Source organism: Streptomyces sp. NPDC058665 (assembly GCF_042714995.1).
Lineage (GTDB): Bacteria > Actinomycetota > Actinomycetes > Streptomycetales > Streptomycetaceae > Streptomyces.
The window spans coordinates 141,343-158,711 of the sequence record NZ_JBHXRX010000009.1 but is presented as its reverse complement, the minus strand read 5'-3'; the positions used below and the strand labels follow the sequence as shown (position 1 = coordinate 158,711).

Genomic DNA, 17,369 nt, shown 5'->3' with positions numbered 1-17,369 from the left:
TGTGCCTAGTCGCCCGTCCGGTTCTCCGGACGTGGCTGTACGGGACTCTCCCGCTCCTCGTCCCGGGGCTGCCGGTCATGTCGCTCACCCGACAGCCCCGAGCCGCCGGTCGTGAACCCGCCGGTGCCCGGCCTGGGAGGGGTATCACCACTCCTTGGCGTCCCGACCACGCCGTTGGAGCTGGGAATGCCCCGCCCCGTCAGCCGCGCGGCTGACGACGAACGGCCCGGCGCTCCGCCCTGGCCGCCGATGACGTTCCCCCGGGGAATCCGCGCCCCGGACGTGCCGGTACCGCCGCCGGAGGCTCGCTGCTGCGGCGTCCCTCCGACGATGCCGCTGCCACGGCCCGCACGTGGCCCGCCGGACGTGCCCGAACCGGAACGTCCCGGCATGGGGCCTCCCGAGCTCGGCCGACCGACCATGGGACTCCGCGTGCCACCCGGACCACCGGTGCGTCCCACGCCGGGAGCCATGCCTGTGGGCCTGCCGACCGGGGACCTGTTTCCCCCCGTACCCGTTCTCTCGTTGGTGCCCTTCCCGGGATTTCCTCCCCTCGGCATCGTCGAAGGGCCCTGGCGGGGCGGTCCACCCGACTTCTTCGGACCGGAGTTGGGCCCAAGCGGGGGGACACTCCCGTCTCCGGCAGGAGGTCCACCATTCACCGGCAAAGGCTGGGCAGGACCGGGACCCGGTGGAGTTGGCGGCAGCGTCGTGACGCTGTCGATCTTCATCGATGTGCTCGGCGTGGGGATTTCCGACACCAAGTCATTGGCTCCGGTGCGGGGCGCACTCTCTGGGGAGCTGACCGACCCCTGCCGTAGAGCTGACTGCCCACCAGGGTCACCGAGACGACCACTGTCCGACGCCGCGGGCTCCCGCGTTGCGAACTGCTCGCCTCCCCGAGGCCGCGGCACCTCCGCCTTCAGCATCTTCGGCAGCTCCGGCTCCTTCGCCCCCGCCAGCGACTGCTCCGACACCGCGTAGAACGACGCCAGGCGGTTCATCTGGTTGATGGCCTCCTGGCGGTTCTCCTCCACCTGCACCGCCCGCTTGTACTCCGGGTTGTCGTCCCGCTGTTCCGAGACCGGGAAGTCCTTCGGGCGCCTGGGGTCCGCCCTGTTGTCGCGGGGCGGTCTGGCGCTGCGGACCGATGTCAGGCCGCCGCCCGCCACCGTCATCTGGGTGCCGATGACGTTCGCGAAGGAACCCAGGTCCCAGGCGTACCGCGCCAGTTCGCCGCCGTAGCGCTGGAACTCGGTGGCCGCCGCGCCGTGCCAGTCCGTGGCCTTGACAAAGTCGCTGAGCTCCTGCGCGGCCTCGTTGAGGCTCGTCTTGGCCCTTTCGAGGTTCTCGCCGGCCCTCACCAGGTCGGCGGGCTTCGCGCCGTCCAGCAGGTCGAGCATGTCGTTGAGCCCGCGCTCTTCGAAGCTCGTCCTGGAGAAGATCCCTCCGGCGCTGCCGAAGCCGATCCGGTCCATGACCGTCGCGAAACGCTCCATGGCGTCGGTCGCGCCGAACTGTGACTCGATCTGCGCGGCGTCTTCGTTCTGTTGCCGCTCCTGGGGAGAGAGCGGCGGGCTCTTGTCGTCACTCATGTCTCGTCACCCCAAGTCCTTCGTACCGCCGGTGGCGTCCTGGCGCGGCGCCTCAGGTCCCTCGCCCTTCTCGCGCCTCTGCTGCCTCTCGTACGCCTCGCGCTGCTCGTCCAGTCGCGTCTGGATCGTGTGGAAGCGGTACCGCAGGTCGTCCTCGACGTTGTCGTAGCCGACATCGGCGGCGTGAACTCCGATGCTGAGCAGCTCTATCTGGTCCCCGAGGGACTTGGACAGGGAAATGAGCGACGTGTGCACCCGGTTGTACTGCGCCGAGAAGCCTTCCGCCTCGTCGAACTTGCCAGGGCCGCTGAACGACGAACGGGGCACCCCCTGTGCCGCGATCTCCCCCGTGCCACCCGCCCCGGTCTCGAACTCCGACAGCAGGGTGTTGATCTGCCCCTGGAACTTCTTCAGCGCCCCGACGCCGCGCTCGAGATCACTCGTCATCGGAGCCCCCGCTCACGCCACCCACCGACTCAGGCACGATGCCCGTTCCTCCCCGTTTGCCTCAGCTGTCCAACGCGCGACCACCGCGGACCAGTTCTTCTGCGTTCACTTGATGATCGCCAGCAACACCCTAGCTACTCAGCCGTAGGACTCTAAGTGCGAAATACGTCGCCCGACTTGGCCGCCGTGGCACGCGCCGCGCGCCACGTTCTCATCCGCGCTCGCCGACCCGCCGTGCCCGACGGCGCGAGTCGCGCAGGGCCACCGAACCGCCTGTGATCGCCGCCACGAGGACGGCGCCGCCGACCACGACGTACGTCGCGAGGCGCGAGTTGCGTTCGTCGGCCGTCTCACCGAGGTGCACCTCTGCGGGGGTCGGCGCTTCGGCCCGGGTCACTCCTTCGTGTGCCACCGGCTTCTCGACGGGCTTGTCATCCTCGGTGAGCGCGCGGACCGGGTCCACCACTCCCCAGCCGACGAGGCGGTCGCGGCCCGGGATCGAGCGCTCCGCCGTCTGCTGGATCTGGGCGACGATCTGCTCCTGGGTCCACGTGTCGTGCTTGCTCTTGATCAGAGCGGCGATTCCGGCGACGTACGGGGCGGAGAAGCTGGTGCCGTTGTCGGCGCAGTGGCCGCCGCCGGGGACGGTCGTGACCATGTCCACCCCCGGCGCCGCGATGCCGACGAACTCGCCCGACTGGGAGAACGACGCGCGTTCGTTGTTCCTGTCGGACGCGGCCACGGCCAGCACACCGTCGTACGAGGCGGGGTACGTCTCCTTGACCTTGCCGTCCAGGCCGTCGTTGCCCGCCGACGCGACGACCACGACCTCCGCAGCGAGGGCGTCCTCCACAGCCTGCTTCAACACGTCTGTCGGTTCGACGGCGTCAGCCGTGTCCTGGGAGATGTTGATGACGTCGGCCTCTTGCTGGACCGCGTAGTCGATGGCGAGGGCGAGGGACTCGGCGGTGCCGTTGCCGAACGCGTCGTTCTGCTGGATCGGGATGATCGTGGCGTCGGGCGCGAGGCCGACGAAACCGGTCCCCTTGCCCGGCCGCGCGGCGATGATGCCGGCGACCTTCGTGCCGTGGCCCACCACGTCGGTGGTGCCGTTCGACGCGCCCCGTTCGAGCTTGTTGCCGTTGTCGTCCTCGGCGTCGGCGGGGATCAGGTTGTTGCCGCTCCCGGTGTCCACCGCCTTGGCGAGTTGCGGGTTCTTGGTGTCGACGCCGGTGTCGATGACGGCGACCCTCACGTCCTTGCCGGTGGACTGCTTCCACAGTTCGTCCAGCAGGACACGCTGCAGTGCCCACGGCCGGCCCTCGTACTTCTCGCCGGGGAAGGAGCACTGCCCCGTGTCCGCGGTCGCGACGGGCGCCGGCAGCGTCACGTGGGAGAGTGCGGCGGTGGCCAGGACCGTCGTCGCGGCGGCCAACCGGCGGTACGTGGGTGGGGAGTTGGGCGTTCGGCTCCGGGCATGAGCGGGAGCATGAGTTCGGGCGTGGGTGGGGGTGTACGTCATGGCTGCTCCGCCCTCACGAACCCTGGGGCTGACCCGCGGCCCCGGTCGACAGCCTCGGCCCCGTCGGCAGCAACGAGGACCACGCGGCGGGCACCGGGGCCGCGTCCACGTTCTGGTAACCGAGCCTGTTCTGGGCCTTCCGCACCTCGTCCCGGCCGGCCTGCTTCTCCTTCTCCGAGCCGGATTCGCCGATCCCCGAGTCGTCCGTCGCGTTGTCGCCGTTGGACTGCATCGCGTACCGCAGGCCGGTGTCCGTCACCAGGAAGAGGAAGCCGGACTTGGTCGTGTCCCCCGTGAACTGACGGAAGAGCTGGCCGGATCCGGGCGTGACGTACGCGCTCGTGGACCCGGTCGCCAGGGTCGCGGGGAAGCCACTGCCCGCCCAGGTACTGAGCGTGGTCTCGCCGCTGTCCGCGTCCACCTCGAGCAGCACGTTGCACACGGTGTTACGGCTTCCCTCCGACGTACTCGCGGAGTTGACGGCGTCGGGGCTGCTCTCCGGCCAGTCCTTGTCCCGCCCGAACGGGGCGCCGGGGCTGAAGGTCGCGGCGCTCACCGATGTGGCCTCGCCGTCCTGGCCGACCTCGATCAGGTCACGGCTGCTGAGCAGGAGCTTCGCGGTGAAGTCGGAGATCGGGGCGACCCGTTCCGCCAGGACGACGTATTTCTGGTTCTTGGTGCCGTCCGTCGCGGTGAGGATGGTGCCGATCTTGTCGAGCTCGGGGTCCAGATCGCCCCCGACTCCCGCGTCGACGCCTGGCACTCCGTCGATCTCGGGGAAGTCGATGGAGTCGCCCTTGTGCAGCGTGTCCAGCCACCCGGCGGAGACGCGCTGCGGCTCCCGGTCGTCGCCGACCAGCTGACGGAGCAGCAGTTCGTCCTCGGCGGTCTCGTACGCCTTGCCGGTCCGGTCCACGATGTAGCGGGTCTCGTCGGGGGCCTCCACGAACATCAGCTCACCGCCGGTCAGCCTGTTCGCGCCCTCGGTCTTCTTCTGCTCGCGCTCCGCGAAGACGAACGCCGCTTTCTCTATCGCCCTGCCGCCCTCCCCGGGGCGCTCGCAGACGGCCCAGCGCTTCGCCGCCCCCGCCTCCTTGCCGTCGGGCAGCCGGTCGGGGGCGTAGGGGATGCCGAGGGTGGCGCCGTGCGGGATCTTGCCGTTGTCCAGCACGGACTCGTCGACGTTGATGACCTTGCCCTTGTCCGGATCCAGGAGGAGCTTGGCCGACGACATGTTGAGTACCGGGTGAAGCTGGACCTTGCCGTCGGTCTTCAACACCACGTAACGGGTGGTGGACTTGCTGGCGATGATGACGTTCTCGCCCGGCGTGTCCCACTGCTTGGGGGCCACCGGCTTGAACATCCCCCAGGCACCGAAGACCGCCAGGATCACCGCAGCGACGATCATTCCGGGAACCACTCCGCGCAGGGGGCGGGGCGCACCCTCCTCGGAGCCGGTCGAGTTCGGCTGCACGAACTGCGCGATCAGCCTTCGCTTCGCGAAGGTGTAGGCGTTGAGTTCGTCCCGTCGTGATGCCATCTGTCCGCTGTCCCTCTCCCCCACTGCGCGGCCGGCTCCCCCTGTTCGCAGAGGTGCATGCCGTCGTTCCGGCTCCCCACTATGCACGCTGACGATCACCCCTCACTGCTCAGGTAGGGTGATCGCCCGGTCAACCGCCCACGGGTAAATGGCCATTACGGACAGAGGGAGCAACGCGGGGATGCGTACGGCGACGCGCGAGCGCAACGGGCGGACTTCCGGACAAACCCCTGGCACGTCGCCGTCTTCCCGGCGGCAACGCCGCAACGGCCCCGGCGTCGGTGCCCCGTTGCCCTCCTCGGCCGCCCCGGCACCGCGCCAAGTCCCCGCGACGACCACACTGCGTCCGCTCTCCCGCACCAGCCACGTCGGCCCCTTCCAGCTACGGCAGTTGGTACTCGTGGAGGTCGCTCTCGCGCTGGCCGCCGTGGGCGTCGTGCTCGGCGGGCTCTGGCTCGTCCCCACCATCACCGTCGGCTGCGTGCTGCTGCTCTTCGCCGCCGCACGGCGCCGCGGCCACGCCGTCCAGGACTGGCTCGGCACCGTCCTCTCCCTCCGTGCGCGCCGACGTACCGCGGGGCCCGCCGCGGTGGACGTCGATCCGTCGCTGGCCCCGGTCGCGGAGAGCGTCCCGGCGCTGCGCCCGTACACGTACGTCGACCGGAACCGCCGCACCGTCGGGATGGTCGGTGACGGGAGCTTCCTCACGGCGGTCGTACGGGTGGAGGCGAGCGGGTCCGCGCTGCGACCCGCCTTCGGGGCGCGGGCGCTGCCCCTGTCGCTCCTGGGCGGCGCCCTGGAGGTCGACGACATCAGGCTGGAGTCGGTGCAGTTGGTGCAGCAGGTGCGTTCGGCGCCCGCGCCGCATCTGCCGCAGCAGTCGGTGGCGCGGCTCTCTTACGTCCCTCTTCAGGAGAAGACCGGCGCCCCGGCCCTGCGGCTGACATGGGTGGCGGTGAAGCTCGACCCCGAGCTGTGCCGCGAGGCGGTGGACGCGCGCGGGGGCGGCGTCGAGGGCGCCCAGCGTTGCCTCGTACGAGTGGCGGACCACGTGGCGAGCCGGATCACCGGAGCGGGGTTCCGGGCCGTCGTGCTGGACCAGGAGGAGCTGAACTCCACCGTCGCGACGTCGGCCTGTGCCAGCGCCGTACAGGCCGCCCTCGCCGGCCGCCCCGACGCCGCGCCGACGCGGCGTACGGCGGAGACGGCGCGCGTCTGGCGGTGCGACGACCGGTGGCACACGACGTACGCGGTGGGCCGCTGGCCCGAGTTGGGGCGCGGGGCCGCACCGCTGCCCAAGCTGGTGTCGCTGCTGACCGCCACCCCGGCGTACGCGACGACCTTCAGCCTCACCCTCCGGCGCGGCACCCGTCTGGGAGCCATGACGGTGCAGGGTCACGTACGGATCACCGGCGGCAGTGACACCGAGCTGGTCGGCGTGCGGAGGCTGTTGGAGCAGGCCGCGCGTTCGGCGAAGGTGGGCCTCGTACGCCTCGACCGGGAGCAACTGCCCGGGGCCCTGGCCACACTTCCGTTGGGAGGCGCCCGATGAGCCGGCTGCGTACGCTGCTCGGCCCGCGCCATGCGGGGCACACGATGCCCGCCGACGAACTCGGCGCGCTCTCCCTGCCGGTCGGGGACGACGGTGTGGTGATCGGTGACGACGCGGAGGGGCACCCCCAGATGGTGGGGTTCCATCGCTCCGCGCCGTACGACGTGCTGTTGATCGGTGGCCTGTGGACGGCGCAGGTGATGGCCCTGCGCGCGGCGGGCACCGGTGCCCGTGTGGTGGTCGAGACGGGCCGCGCCCGGGCGTGGACGATGCTGGCGCAGGCTGCCGGCGCGGGCCTGGAGGAGTGCATCACCCTGCACGACGTGGGGCGGGTGCCGCCGCAGGGAGCGACGGTGGGCAGCCCCGTGGTGGTCGTACGGGACGCGGGCATGCGGCCGCCCCGTGGCCGGGTGGTGTCGGCGCCGTGGCAGTCGGTGCTGACGTTGCTGCCGTATCTGAGCCCCGTGGCGCCCCGGTTGATGCGGAACTCCACGCTGGTGGGCATCCAGCGGGTGTCGCCGCGGGAGGCCGAACAGATCGGGCGGATTCTCGGTCTGTCGTCCGCGGAGAGTGACGCGCTGCCGACGCTGGCTGACGGCGTCACCCTGTGGTGTGCCGGGCGCGAGCGGCACTGGGTGATGACGAGCCCCACTGATGCCGAGACGGGGCTGCTGGGCACGGCTCGCAGGATGGACTGAGCCACCCCGATCACGTACGACCTGGGCCCCAGGGCCGTTGTACGGGGCGGGGCCCGGCAAGGGTGAGGGGACCGGAATCGGCGGACCCGGTGTGCCGGGCGGATCTAGGATCCTCAGAAGCACGCGCCGGTGGGTCTGTATGTCACCGCTCGTGCGTGCAGAGCGTTCAACTCAGCCGTTGTCGAAGGGAAGGCCTGACCGATGGGGACCAAAGAGGAGAAGGACGAGCTGTACGCCCTCGACATCTCTGGCGTCGAGTGGCTCAGCGCCCCCGGCACGAGCGAGGACGAGGAGCGGGTCGAGATCGCGCATCTGCCCGGCGGAGCGGTGGCGATGCGGTCGTCCGTGGACCCCGACACGGTGCTGCGGTACACGGAGGCGGAATGGCGGGCGTTCGTACTGGGCGCGCGTGACGGGGAATTCGACATCCGATAGAGGTCTTCTCCCGGAGGCGTCCTCTTTAAGGAGGTCGTTGCGCCCGTGGCCCCCCTCGGGGCGGGCCCGCAGTGGCGACTTGTGCAGCCTCCTTAGGAGGAGACCCCGAAGGGAACGGCCGAAGCGGCGGAACCTCTCCGGTCCGGGTGCTCCAGGACACAGCCGCCCGGACCGGGCCACGTTCCGGGCGTCGATACCGGATTGTTGGGTCGCGGCACCGGACCGGGCGAACGGGCAGGCATTCATGCGCTGTTGTCATGGTTCACCCCACCCACTTCCTGACCGTCTGCCGTAGCCGAATCACCCGGCGGCAAGGGGCGGCGTACGGGGCGGCCGATGACGGATGGGCGGGCCTGCCGGAGCGGGCTTGTGGGCGTTTAGGGTGGGTCGGGGCGCCCGAGAACCCGCAGGCATGTCGTGAGCGTCCCAAGGGGTAGAGCCGGGCTGATCGAGTGACAGCGGTCGCCCCCACCCGCAAAGGCACAAGGGTGCTCGACCACACCAGGAGGCAAAGTGAACGGCGATCGGGACGAGATCCGTGGGGACTGGAACAATCCCGTCGATGATCAGTCCGACGCGGAGCCCGCCGAGATGACGGGTGAGTTCACCATCGACTACACCCCGCCGGCCTGGTACACGCAGAACGCTCCCGGGGACACGTCGGGCGACGGGGCGGGCCAGTCGAGTTCCACGCCGGGGCCGCCGCCTCCGAGCGGGGCTCCGGTGGCCGTGCCAGGGCTGCCCGCGGGGAGTGGGTACGAGCCGAACTGGCCGCACCGGCAGCCTCCGCCGCCGATCCCCGCGCAGAGCGCGCCCCTGTCACCGTCCGTCGATCCGGTACTGCCTGGCGCGTCTCCTGTGACGCCGCCCCTCTCCGCCTCTCCCGCTGCCGACGCCGGGGCGCCGGAGCCGTTCGCGCAGCCTTTCGGCGCGGGCGATCTGGAGAGCGGGGCGACCATGCGCTTCTCCCCCGCCGCGCTGAAGCGCGAGATGGCGGAGATCGACGCCGCCAAGGAGGCGGCGAAGACGGCCGACGGCGAGGCCGCCGCCCATGCGGATGCCGACACCGGCACCGGCACCGATACCGATACCGATGGCGATGGCGATGGCGGCAGGGTTTCCGGCGAGGCCGACGATACGGATGACGGGGCGGGCACCGGCACCGGCGCGGGTCCCGACCTGGACCTCGATCTCGGTGAGGCCGCCGAGGACAAGACCCGCCGCGGCGAAGACCGCGCCGACGACGCGGATGACGAAGACAAGGACGGGAGCTACCTCCTCTCCCCCTCCGTGAACTCCGGTGTCGACGAGCCCTTCGGGAGCTCGGACTCATCGACCGACGCGGACGCGCACAGGGACTCCCACGCCGCTGCGAATGCCGACTCGGACCCCCGCTCCACCTCCGACTCAGTCTCCGAATCCAAGTCCGAGTCCGAGTCCGAGGAACCTGCTGATGTCAGCGACGCCGTGGGCGGCGCGGACATCTCCGACGACGTCCAGGACCGCACCGTCGAGCCGACCGACGCGGTCGACGAGCCGGCGGACTCCGTGCCCACGGCTGAGCCGTCCGACGCGGTTCCCCCGCTGGACACTCCCGCCGCTCCGCCCGCGCCCGCACTTCCGTGGACCCCGTCGCCCGCCGCTTCCGACTCCGGGCTGCCCCCGTTGCCGCCCGCCTTCCAGCCTGCCGCCCCGGCGCCCGCGCCGCAGTGGCCCGCCGAGCGGCCTTCGGCCTCGCAGTCGCAGTCGGTGTCGCAGTCCCAGCCGTCGCAGCATCAGTTGCCCCCGGCCGCCCCGTCCCAGTCCGGCCCTCCGGCCGAATCCCCCTGGGCCAGGCCGGCCGCACCGGCCACGCCCGCCGCCCCGGCCACGCCCGCCGCAACGGCGACGCCCGCCGCAACGGCGCAGCAGAGTGGCTACGGTTTCCCGCAGCCGGGGCAGCAGGGCCACCCGGCCGGGGCACCCGCCAACGCGGGTCCCAACGCCCCGTACGGGCAGAGCGGTTACGGCTTCCCGCAGACCGGCCAGCAGGGCCAGCCGGGGCACCAAGGCCCGCAGCAGGGCTACGGATTCCCCCAGCCCGGACCGGCCGGCCAGCCGGGGCAGCAGCCCGCGCAGGCCGCCCAACCCGCCCCGTACGTACCCGTACAGCAGTCGCCGCAGGCGCCCCACACTCCGCAGACGCCGCCCGCGCAACCGCAGCAGCCCCAGACGCCGAACCTGCCGGCTCCGGCGTCGCAGACGCCCAATCTGCCCGCCCAGCAGCAACAGCCGTACCAGCAACCGCAACACCCGCAGGGCGCCGTGCCCGAAGGCGCGCACGGCCCCGTACCCGGTGCCGCGCCCGGTGCGCCGCCCATGGACCCGCGCTCCGGCGCGGGCTGGCCGACGGCGATGGCGCACGACCAGCGCGAACGTTCCATGCCGGGTGCGCCGCTCGGCTACACCGCCGCCGTCGAGCTGTCCTCGGACCGCCTCCTGCGCAACAACAAGCAGAAGGCCAAGAGCAGCCGCACCCCCTCCGCCGCCTCACGCTTCAGGATCGGGGCGAAGAAGGAAGAGGCGGAGCGGCAGCGCAAGCTCGAACTGATCCGTACGCCAGTCCTCTCCTGCTACCGCATCGCGGTCATCAGCCTCAAGGGCGGCGTCGGCAAGACGACCACCACCACCGCACTCGGCGCGACGCTGGCGACGGAGCGGCAGGACAAGATCCTGGCGATCGACGCCAACCCCGACGCCGGCACGCTCGGCCGCCGCGTGCGCCGTGAGACCGGGGCGACCATCCGGGACCTGGTGCAGGCGATCCCGTATCTCAACTCGTACATGGACATCCGCCGGTTCACCTCGCAGGCGCCGTCGGGGCTGGAGATCATCGCCAACGACGTGGATCCGGCGGTCTCCACGACGTTCAACGACGAGGACTACCGGCGCGCGATCGAGGTGCTCGGCAAGCAGTACCCGATCATCCTCACCGACTCGGGCACCGGCCTCCTCTACAGCGCGATGCGTGGAGTGCTGGACCTGGCGGACCAGTTGATCATCATCTCGACCCCGTCGGTCGACGGTGCGAGCAGCGCGTCGACCACGCTGGACTGGCTGTCGGCCCACGGGTACGCGGAGTTGGTGCAGCGCTCGATCACCGTCATCTCCGGCGTGCGCGAGACAGGCAAGATGATCAAGGTCGATGACATCGTGCAGCATTTCCAGACGCGTTGCCGCGGTGTGGTCGTGGTGCCGTTCGACGAGCACCTGTCGGCGGGCGCCGAGGTCGACCTCGACATGATGCGGCCGAAGACCCGCGACGCGTACTTCAACCTGTCCGCGCTGATCGCCGAGGACTTCGTACGCGCCCAGCAACAGCAAGGGCTGTGGACGGCGGACGGCAACCCGCCGCCGCATCTCGCGCCGCCGATGCCGGGGCACCAGGGGCAGCCGCAGCACGGACAGCCGCAGGGGCAGCATCCGGGCCAGCCGGGACAGCCCGGCCAGCAGGTGCCGGGACAGCCCCCGTACGGCCAACCGCCGTACGGACAGCCGCAGATGCCGGGGCAGTACGGGCACGGCCATGCTCCCGGACAGGCGCCGGGCGGTGCCCCGGGGCAGCCGCCGGCTCCGGGCCAGCAGCCCCACGGCACCGGCCCCGGCCAGCAGTACCATCCGCAGCAGCCCTATCCACAGCAGCAGGGCTGGCAGCAGTCGCTGCCGTCCCAGGCGCAGTCGTCCGGCAGCCCGGCCGGGCTGCCGCCGGGCCAGTACCCCGGCCAGCAGCCGGGTCAGCCGGGTCAGCCGCACCAACCGGCACACCCGGGCCAGTCGGCGCAGCCGGGGCAGGCCGGGCAGCCGGGGCAGGCCGGGCAGCCGGGGCAGGCCGGGCAGCCGGAATTGCAGGGTCCGGTACCACCCGCCGGCTGGCCGCAGCAGGAGCCTCCGCAGGCTCCGTCAGCGCCTCAACAGTAGGGCGGCAGAGGTTTAGACCAATGAGGGTCCGCACCGTCTTCACGGTACGGACCCTCATCGCATTCCCGCAGCCCACACGGGGTTTCAACGGCCGTTGACGTGGCCCGATCAGCGCTGATAAACCTTCGCTTCACCAGTTGGTGAGCTGGGGTCAACCCGACTGCCAGCGCCAGACGACACGAGCAAGCAACCAATTCACGCCACCGCTTCGAGCGCCCGCTCGCCCCGGAGACGTATCCCACCATCCGCTCAACCGGCCCGCTTTCCCCGTTCTTCCGCTCTTCCGCCTTCTTCCGGCCCGTTTCCTGCTTCGCCGCGTGGTCTGTTTTTCGGCTTCTCTGTTGGTCCGCTTCCCTGCTTCTCTGTTTCTCCGTGCGAGTGATGACGCGAGGTCACGACCCATGGTCACAAGGATTCCACCGCGTACGACGCGGCAGCCCACCCGGCAACGCTCCCGATTCCGTCACTTCCTGGCCTCTGGTGCCGCTGCCACTGCGATGGTGGCCGGTTCTGTGATCCCGCTCAGTCCGCTGCTGCCCGCGACGCCGCAGGCCCAGGCGGCGCCGGTAACCGCGCCCCAGGCTGCCCCGGCGGCGGCGGACGGCAAGAAGGTCCTCACGGTCGCCGTGGACCAGAGCATCGACTCGCTGAGCCCGTTCCTGGCGCAGACGCTCGTGGCGACGAGCATCTTCCGGCTGACGAACGAGTTCCTGACCAACTACGACCCCAAGGACGCCCACCCCATCCCGGGCTTCGCCACCAAGTGGGCATCGTCGGCGGACAAGTTGACGTGGACGTTCACCATCCGTTCCGACTCCAAGTGGTCCGACGGCAAGCCGGCCACCGCCAAGGACGCGGCCTGGACCTTCAACAAGATGATGACGGACCCGGACGCCGCCACGGCGAACGGCAACTTCACCTCGAACTTCAAGAAGGTCACCGCACCCGACGCCACACAGCTCGTCATCGAGCTCAAGAAGCCTCAGGCCACCATGACGGCGCTCGACGTGCCGATCGTGCCCAAGCACATCTGGGAAAAGGTCGACGACTTCGCCAAGTTCAACAACGACAAGAAGTTCCCGATCGTGGGCAACGGCCCCTACGTCATTGAGGACTTCAAGGTCGACCAGTACATCCGGCTGAAGCCGAACAAGGACTTCTGGCGCGGTGCTCCGAAGTTCGACGAGCTGGTCTTCAGGTACTACAAGGACAAGGACGCCGCAGTCGCCGCCCTCCAGAAAGGTGAGGTCTCGTTCGTCTCCGGTCTCACGCCGGCCCAGGCCGCCGCGCTGGGCAGCGCCGACAACATCAAGGTCAACAACGCCCCCGGGCGGCGCTTCTTCGCCCTCGCCACCAACCCGGGCGCGAAGGCCAAGGACGGCAAGAGCTTCGGCAACGGCCACAAGGCACTTCTCGACCAGAACGTCCGTAAGGCGCTGTTCCACGCCGTCGACCGCAAGACGATCGTCGACAAGGTCTTCCAGGGCAACGCGGTGGAGGGGCAGGGCTACATCCCGCCGCGCTTCGACTCGTACTTCTGGCAGCCCTCGGGCAGCCAGACGATCGACTACGACCCGGCGAAGGCCGCGGCACTCCTCGACAAGGCGGGCTACAAGAAGAACAGCGGCGGCAAGCGCGTCGGCAAGGACGGCAAGCCGCTGAACTTCCGCATCCTCTGCCACGCGACCGACCCGAACGACAAGGCAATCGGCAAGTACCTCCAGGAGTGGTGGGGGGAGCTCGGGATCGGCCTCAAGGTCGAGTGTCTGGACAACGTCTCCGACCCGTGGCTCGCGGGCAACTACGACCTCGCGTTCGACGGTTGGTCGGTGAACCCGGACCCGGACTTCGTCCTCTCCATCCACACCTGCGCCGCCCTGCCCGCCACGGCGGAGGACACCGGTGCGACGGACAACTTCATCTGTGACAAGCAGTTCGACGAGCTGTACGCGAAGCAGGCGGTCGAGTACGACGCGGCCAAGCGCACCGACCTCGTGAAGCAGATGCAGTCCCGGCTCTACGACACCGGGTACATGAACGTCATGGCCTATCCGAACGCCGTCGAGGCGTACCGTACGGACCAGATCAAGTCCATCACGACCATGCCCGAGGCCGCGGGCAATCTCTGGGGCCAGGACGGTTACTGGAGCTGGTGGTCCGCCGTACCGGCCGACGGGAGCGGCGAGGCGAGCTCGGAGAGCGGCTCGTCGACGGGCACGATGGTCGGGATCGGCGCGGCCGTGGTGGTCGTGGTGGCGCTCGGGCTCTTCTTCGCGATCCGGCGCCGCTCCACCGCCGAGGACCGTGAATAGAACGGCCGGCGTCCCTTCCCGTGCCCGGTCAACAGCCGGGCACGGGGCCGGGAATGTGACCACAAGCGCGACCAGAAGCGCGCGCACGACCGCGTACACGACCGCGATCAGGGGGTCCGGGAGGCTTCCCCGGAAAGACACCGTATGAGCACCGCAAGCACTCCCGGTGTGGTGCGGGACGCCGTCGACGACCCGGTGAAGACCGGGCCGTCCGACGGCTCCCGCGCCCGCGCCACGGGCTACAGGACCGGCTATCTGCTGTACGTGGCGGGCAAGTTGGGCGGCGCGGCCGTCTCGCTGTTCGCCATCCTCGTCACCAGTTTCTTCCTGTTCCGGATCATCCCCGGCGACCCGGTCAAGGCCATGACCCATGGCAAGCCGACGTCGGTGGAGCAGATGGCCACGCTGCGCAGGCAGTTCGGACTCGATCTGCCGGTGTGGCAGCAGTTCACGGAGTACTGCGCGAAGGCGCTGACGGGGGATCTGGGGACGTCGTACCAGTTCCACGCCCCCGTCGGCGAGCTGATCGCCGAGAAGCTGCCCGCGACGCTGCTGCTGACGGGCGTCGCGGTGCTGATCTACTCGACGCTCGGGCTGTGGCTCGGTACGCGCTCCGCGTGGCGCCACGGCGGCCTCGGTGACCGGATCAACACCGGTGTCGCGCTGACGCTGTGGTCCGTGCCTGCGTTCTGGCTGGGGCTGCTGCTGATCATCGTGTTCTCAGTGGGCATCGGACCGATTCCCGGGATGTTCCCCAGCGGGGGGATGGAGTCGGGCAACGAGACCGGATTCGCGCATGTCCTCGACGTGGCGCACCACATGGTGCTGCCGGTGGTGACACTGGTGGCGGTCGGCTACGCGCAGACGCTGCTGGTGATGCGCTCGTCGCTGCTGGACGAGATGGGCAGCGACTATCTGACGACGGCGCGGGCGAAGGGGCTGCGGGACGATCTCGTACGGCGCAGGCATGCCGTGCCGAACGCGATGCTGCCGACGGTCACGATGGTTTTCATCAACTTGGGCCACGTAGCCGCCGGTTCGATCCTCGTCGAGACGGTTTTCTCGTGGCCGGGCCTCGGCGGGCTCTTCTACCAGGCGCTGAGCGTGCCTGATCTGCCCCTCGTACAGGGGCTGTTCGTGGTCTTCGCGGGAGCGATGATCCTGATGAACCTCCTGGCCGACCTGCTTTATCCGCTGCTCGATCCCCGGGTGGGCCGATGACCATCGACAAGACGCCGCCGAATCCGCCGGAATCCGAGGACTCGGCGGAGCCCTCGGGTCTTTCGGAGTCGTCGGCGGAGACGGGGCGGCCACGGACGTCGGGCACGCCCGAGGAGGCGGCGAGGAAGGCCGAGGCCCCGTCCGCCTCGTCGCTCGCGTGGGCGCGGCGCCGCGCCTCCGTGTCGCGCTTCTGGCGCCAGTACCGTACGCACCGCGCCGGCCTCATCGGTCTCGCTGGCCTCGCGGTCATCGCCCTGATCGCGCTGACGTCGCCGCTGTTCATCGGCGACGTACAGAGCGTCACCGACGCGCCGGGGACAGCGCTGGAGAGCCCGAGCGGTGAATTCCCGCTCGGTACGGACCAGTTCGGCCGGTCGCTCCTCGGCCTGCTGATCTGGGGCGCGCGTATCTCCCTGATCGTCGGGCTGCTCGCCGCCGCGCTGTCGGTGGCGATCGGCACCCTCGTCGGCATCGTCGCCGGGCACTTCGGCGGCTGGTTCGCGACGGTGGTCATGCGGATCACCGACTGGTTCCTGGTGATGCCCGCGCTGGTGCTGGCGATCGTGCTGGCGACGGTGATGTCGCGCAGCATCTGGACGGTGATCCTGGCGATCGGGGTGACCTCGTGGCCGACGACGGCGCGCCTGGTGCGGGCGCAGACCATCGCCATCGAGTCGCGCGCGTACATCGAAAGGGCGCGGGCTCTGGGCGGCGGGCACGGCCACGTCATGACGCGCCACGTACTGCCCAACGTCATGCCGCTGGTCCTCGCCCAGACCACGCTCGGAATCTCCACCGCGATCCTGACGGAGGCCACGCTCGCTTTCCTCGGACTCGGCGATCCGTCGGTCGTCTCCTGGGGCGGCATGCTCCAGGACGCCCGGGAGGCGGGCGCTGTCTCGTCGGGGCACTGGTGGTATCTGGCGCCTCCCGGCATCGCGATCGCGGTCGTCGCGCTCGCCTTCACGCTCTGCGGCCGTGCGATCGAGGCCGTGCTCAACCCGAAGCTTGGGGTGTCACGTTGACCGAAACACCGAACGCGGAGCCTCCGAAGGCGGCGTCGAGCCTCCTTGAGATCAAGGATCTGCGGGTGACGTACGGTACGGGGCCCTCCGCCGTCCCCGCCGTACGGGGCGTCGATCTTGTCCTCGAATCGGGCCGCAAGCTCGGCATCGCGGGCGAGTCCGGCTGCGGCAAGTCCACCCTGGCGCTGGCCCTGCTCCGGCTGCTGCCCGCCACCGCGAAACTGACGGGGCACGTGCTGCTCGACGGCGAGGACGTGCTCACCATGAAGTGGGGCCAGCTGCGCGCGGTGCGCTGGGCCGGGGCCTCGATCGTCTTCCAGGGCGCCATGCACTCGCTCAACGCCGTCCACCGGGTCGGCGACCAGATCGCCGAACCGGTGCTGCTGCACCGCGGCGCGACGCCCACCGCCGCCCGCAGGCGCACCGGGGAACTGCTGGAGCAGGTCGGTCTGCCCGCCGCCCGCGCCGACGCCTATCCGCACGAGCTGTCCGGCGGACAGCGGCAGCGCGTGATGATCGCGATGGCGCTGGCCTGCGACCCCCGGCTCATCGTCGCGGACGAGCCGACGACCGCGCTCGACGTGATGATCCAGGCCCAAATCCTGCGACTTATCGAGCAGTTGGTCGCCGAGCAGGACATCAGCCTGCTGATGATCAGTCACGACCTCGCGGTGCTCTCCGACACCTGTGACCGGCTCGCCGTGATGTACGCGGGCCGGATCGTCGAGGAAGGGCCGGCGAAGTCGGTGTACGACGCCGCCGAGCACCCGTACAGCCGCGCGCTCTCCGCGGCGTTCCCCCGGATCGGGGATCCCGCCTCGCGGCGCGCGCCGCGCGGTCTGCCGGGTGATCCGCCGGATCCTTCGGCTCTGCCGTCGGGCTGTACGTTCCACCCGCGCTGCCCCGTCGCCCTGGACGAGTGCGCGCGGGAGGACCAGTCGCTGCGGGAGGCGGGACCGGGTCGCCACGCGGCCTGCGTACACGTGGGCGCCGCCGTACCGGCACAGGTGTCGGTGACGTCCACGGAGCCGCGCCCATGACGTCCGTACGCCCCGACGAGGCGCC

12 protein-coding genes are annotated in these 17,369 nt (G+C 70.4%); 8 read left to right on the top strand and 4 right to left on the bottom strand.

All coding sequences use genetic code 11. The features are described from left to right. Positions 1–5 precede the first annotated feature (5 nt). The 4 genes from ACFWV8_RS08415 to eccB form a co-directional block, all read right to left on the bottom strand. The gene (locus ACFWV8_RS08415) at positions 6–1,595 is read right to left on the bottom strand and encodes a hypothetical protein (protein WP_384198960.1); all 1,590 of its coding nucleotides are present in this window, start codon (positions 1,593–1,595) and stop codon (positions 6–8) included. 6 nt (positions 1,596–1,601) lie between these two features. Continuing rightward, positions 1,602–2,042, bottom strand: a complete 441-nt coding sequence (locus tag ACFWV8_RS08410) for a hypothetical protein (RefSeq protein ID WP_384198959.1) — start codon at positions 2,040–2,042, stop codon at positions 1,602–1,604. A 211-nt stretch (positions 2,043–2,253) separates the two neighbouring features. Continuing rightward, positions 2,254–3,564 (bottom strand): type VII secretion-associated serine protease mycosin, encoded by a 1,311-nt coding sequence (gene mycP / locus ACFWV8_RS08405; protein ID WP_384198958.1) that lies wholly within the window; start codon positions 3,562–3,564, stop codon positions 2,254–2,256. 13 nt (positions 3,565–3,577) lie between these two features. Then, the gene (eccB, locus tag ACFWV8_RS08400; protein WP_384198957.1) at positions 3,578–5,104 is read right to left on the bottom strand and encodes a type VII secretion protein EccB; all 1,527 of its coding nucleotides are present in this window, start codon (positions 5,102–5,104) and stop codon (positions 3,578–3,580) included. A 181-nt stretch (positions 5,105–5,285) separates the two neighbouring features. Between eccB and eccE the strand changes: the two genes are divergently transcribed. From eccE to ACFWV8_RS08360, 8 genes are all read left to right on the top strand, one after another. Further along, positions 5,286–6,656: a type VII secretion protein EccE gene (gene eccE, locus ACFWV8_RS08395; RefSeq protein WP_384198956.1), complete on the top strand. Its 1,371-nt coding sequence runs from the start codon at positions 5,286–5,288 to the stop codon at positions 6,654–6,656. After that, positions 6,653–7,354, top strand: a complete 702-nt coding sequence (locus ACFWV8_RS08390) for a hypothetical protein (RefSeq protein ID WP_384198955.1) — start codon at positions 6,653–6,655, stop codon at positions 7,352–7,354. The genes eccE and ACFWV8_RS08390 overlap by 4 nt, the downstream gene beginning before the upstream one ends. 201 nt (positions 7,355–7,555) lie before the next feature. Next, positions 7,556–7,789: a DUF397 domain-containing protein gene (locus ACFWV8_RS08385; RefSeq protein WP_189105154.1), complete on the top strand. Its 234-nt coding sequence runs from the start codon at positions 7,556–7,558 to the stop codon at positions 7,787–7,789. Positions 7,790–8,302: 513 nt separating this feature from the next. Next, positions 8,303–11,746, top strand: coding sequence for an SCO5717 family growth-regulating ATPase (locus tag ACFWV8_RS08380; RefSeq protein ID WP_384198954.1), 3,444 nt, complete (start codon positions 8,303–8,305; stop codon positions 11,744–11,746). Between the two features lie 401 nt (positions 11,747–12,147). Beyond that, on the top strand, positions 12,148–14,058 hold the full coding sequence (locus tag ACFWV8_RS08375; RefSeq protein WP_384198953.1) for an ABC transporter substrate-binding protein: 1,911 nt from the start codon (positions 12,148–12,150) through the stop codon (positions 14,056–14,058). A 144-nt stretch (positions 14,059–14,202) separates the two neighbouring features. Further along, entirely contained in the window at positions 14,203–15,279 is a 1,077-nt protein-coding gene (locus ACFWV8_RS08370; RefSeq protein ID WP_384198952.1) for an ABC transporter permease, read from the top strand. Continuing rightward, positions 15,276–16,304 carry an ABC transporter permease gene (locus ACFWV8_RS08365; protein WP_384198951.1) on the top strand — a complete coding sequence of 343 codons (1,029 nt, stop codon included), beginning with the start codon at positions 15,276–15,278 and terminating at the stop codon, positions 16,302–16,304. The genes ACFWV8_RS08370 and ACFWV8_RS08365 overlap by 4 nt, the downstream gene beginning before the upstream one ends. Beyond that, complete coding sequence (locus ACFWV8_RS08360) at positions 16,301–17,344, top strand: ABC transporter ATP-binding protein (RefSeq protein ID WP_384198950.1); 1,044 nt, start codon at positions 16,301–16,303, stop codon at positions 17,342–17,344. The genes ACFWV8_RS08365 and ACFWV8_RS08360 overlap by 4 nt, the downstream gene beginning before the upstream one ends. Positions 17,345–17,369 lie beyond the last annotated feature (25 nt).

Bases quoted from the DNA above. Each gene is read 5' to 3' on its own strand.
- ACFWV8_RS08415 (WP_384198960.1), bottom strand. From the start codon at position 1,595: ATGAGTGACGACAAGAGCCCGCCGCTCTCTCCCCAGGAGCGGCAACAG.
- ACFWV8_RS08410 (WP_384198959.1), bottom strand. From the start codon at position 2,042: ATGACGAGTGATCTCGAGCGCGGCGTCGGGGCGCTGAAGAAGTTCCAG.
- mycP (WP_384198958.1), bottom strand. From the start codon at position 3,564: ATGACGTACACCCCCACCCACGCCCGAACTCATGCTCCCGCTCATGCC.
- eccB (WP_384198957.1), bottom strand. From the start codon at position 5,104: ATGGCATCACGACGGGACGAACTCAACGCCTACACCTTCGCGAAGCGA.
- eccE (WP_384198956.1), top strand. From the start codon at position 5,286: ATGCGTACGGCGACGCGCGAGCGCAACGGGCGGACTTCCGGACAAACC.
- ACFWV8_RS08390 (WP_384198955.1), top strand. From the start codon at position 6,653: ATGAGCCGGCTGCGTACGCTGCTCGGCCCGCGCCATGCGGGGCACACG.
- ACFWV8_RS08385 (WP_189105154.1), top strand. From the start codon at position 7,556: ATGGGGACCAAAGAGGAGAAGGACGAGCTGTACGCCCTCGACATCTCT.
- ACFWV8_RS08375 (WP_384198953.1), top strand. From the start codon at position 12,148: ATGGTCACAAGGATTCCACCGCGTACGACGCGGCAGCCCACCCGGCAA.
- ACFWV8_RS08370 (WP_384198952.1), top strand. From the start codon at position 14,203: ATGAGCACCGCAAGCACTCCCGGTGTGGTGCGGGACGCCGTCGACGAC.
- ACFWV8_RS08365 (WP_384198951.1), top strand. From the start codon at position 15,276: ATGACCATCGACAAGACGCCGCCGAATCCGCCGGAATCCGAGGACTCG.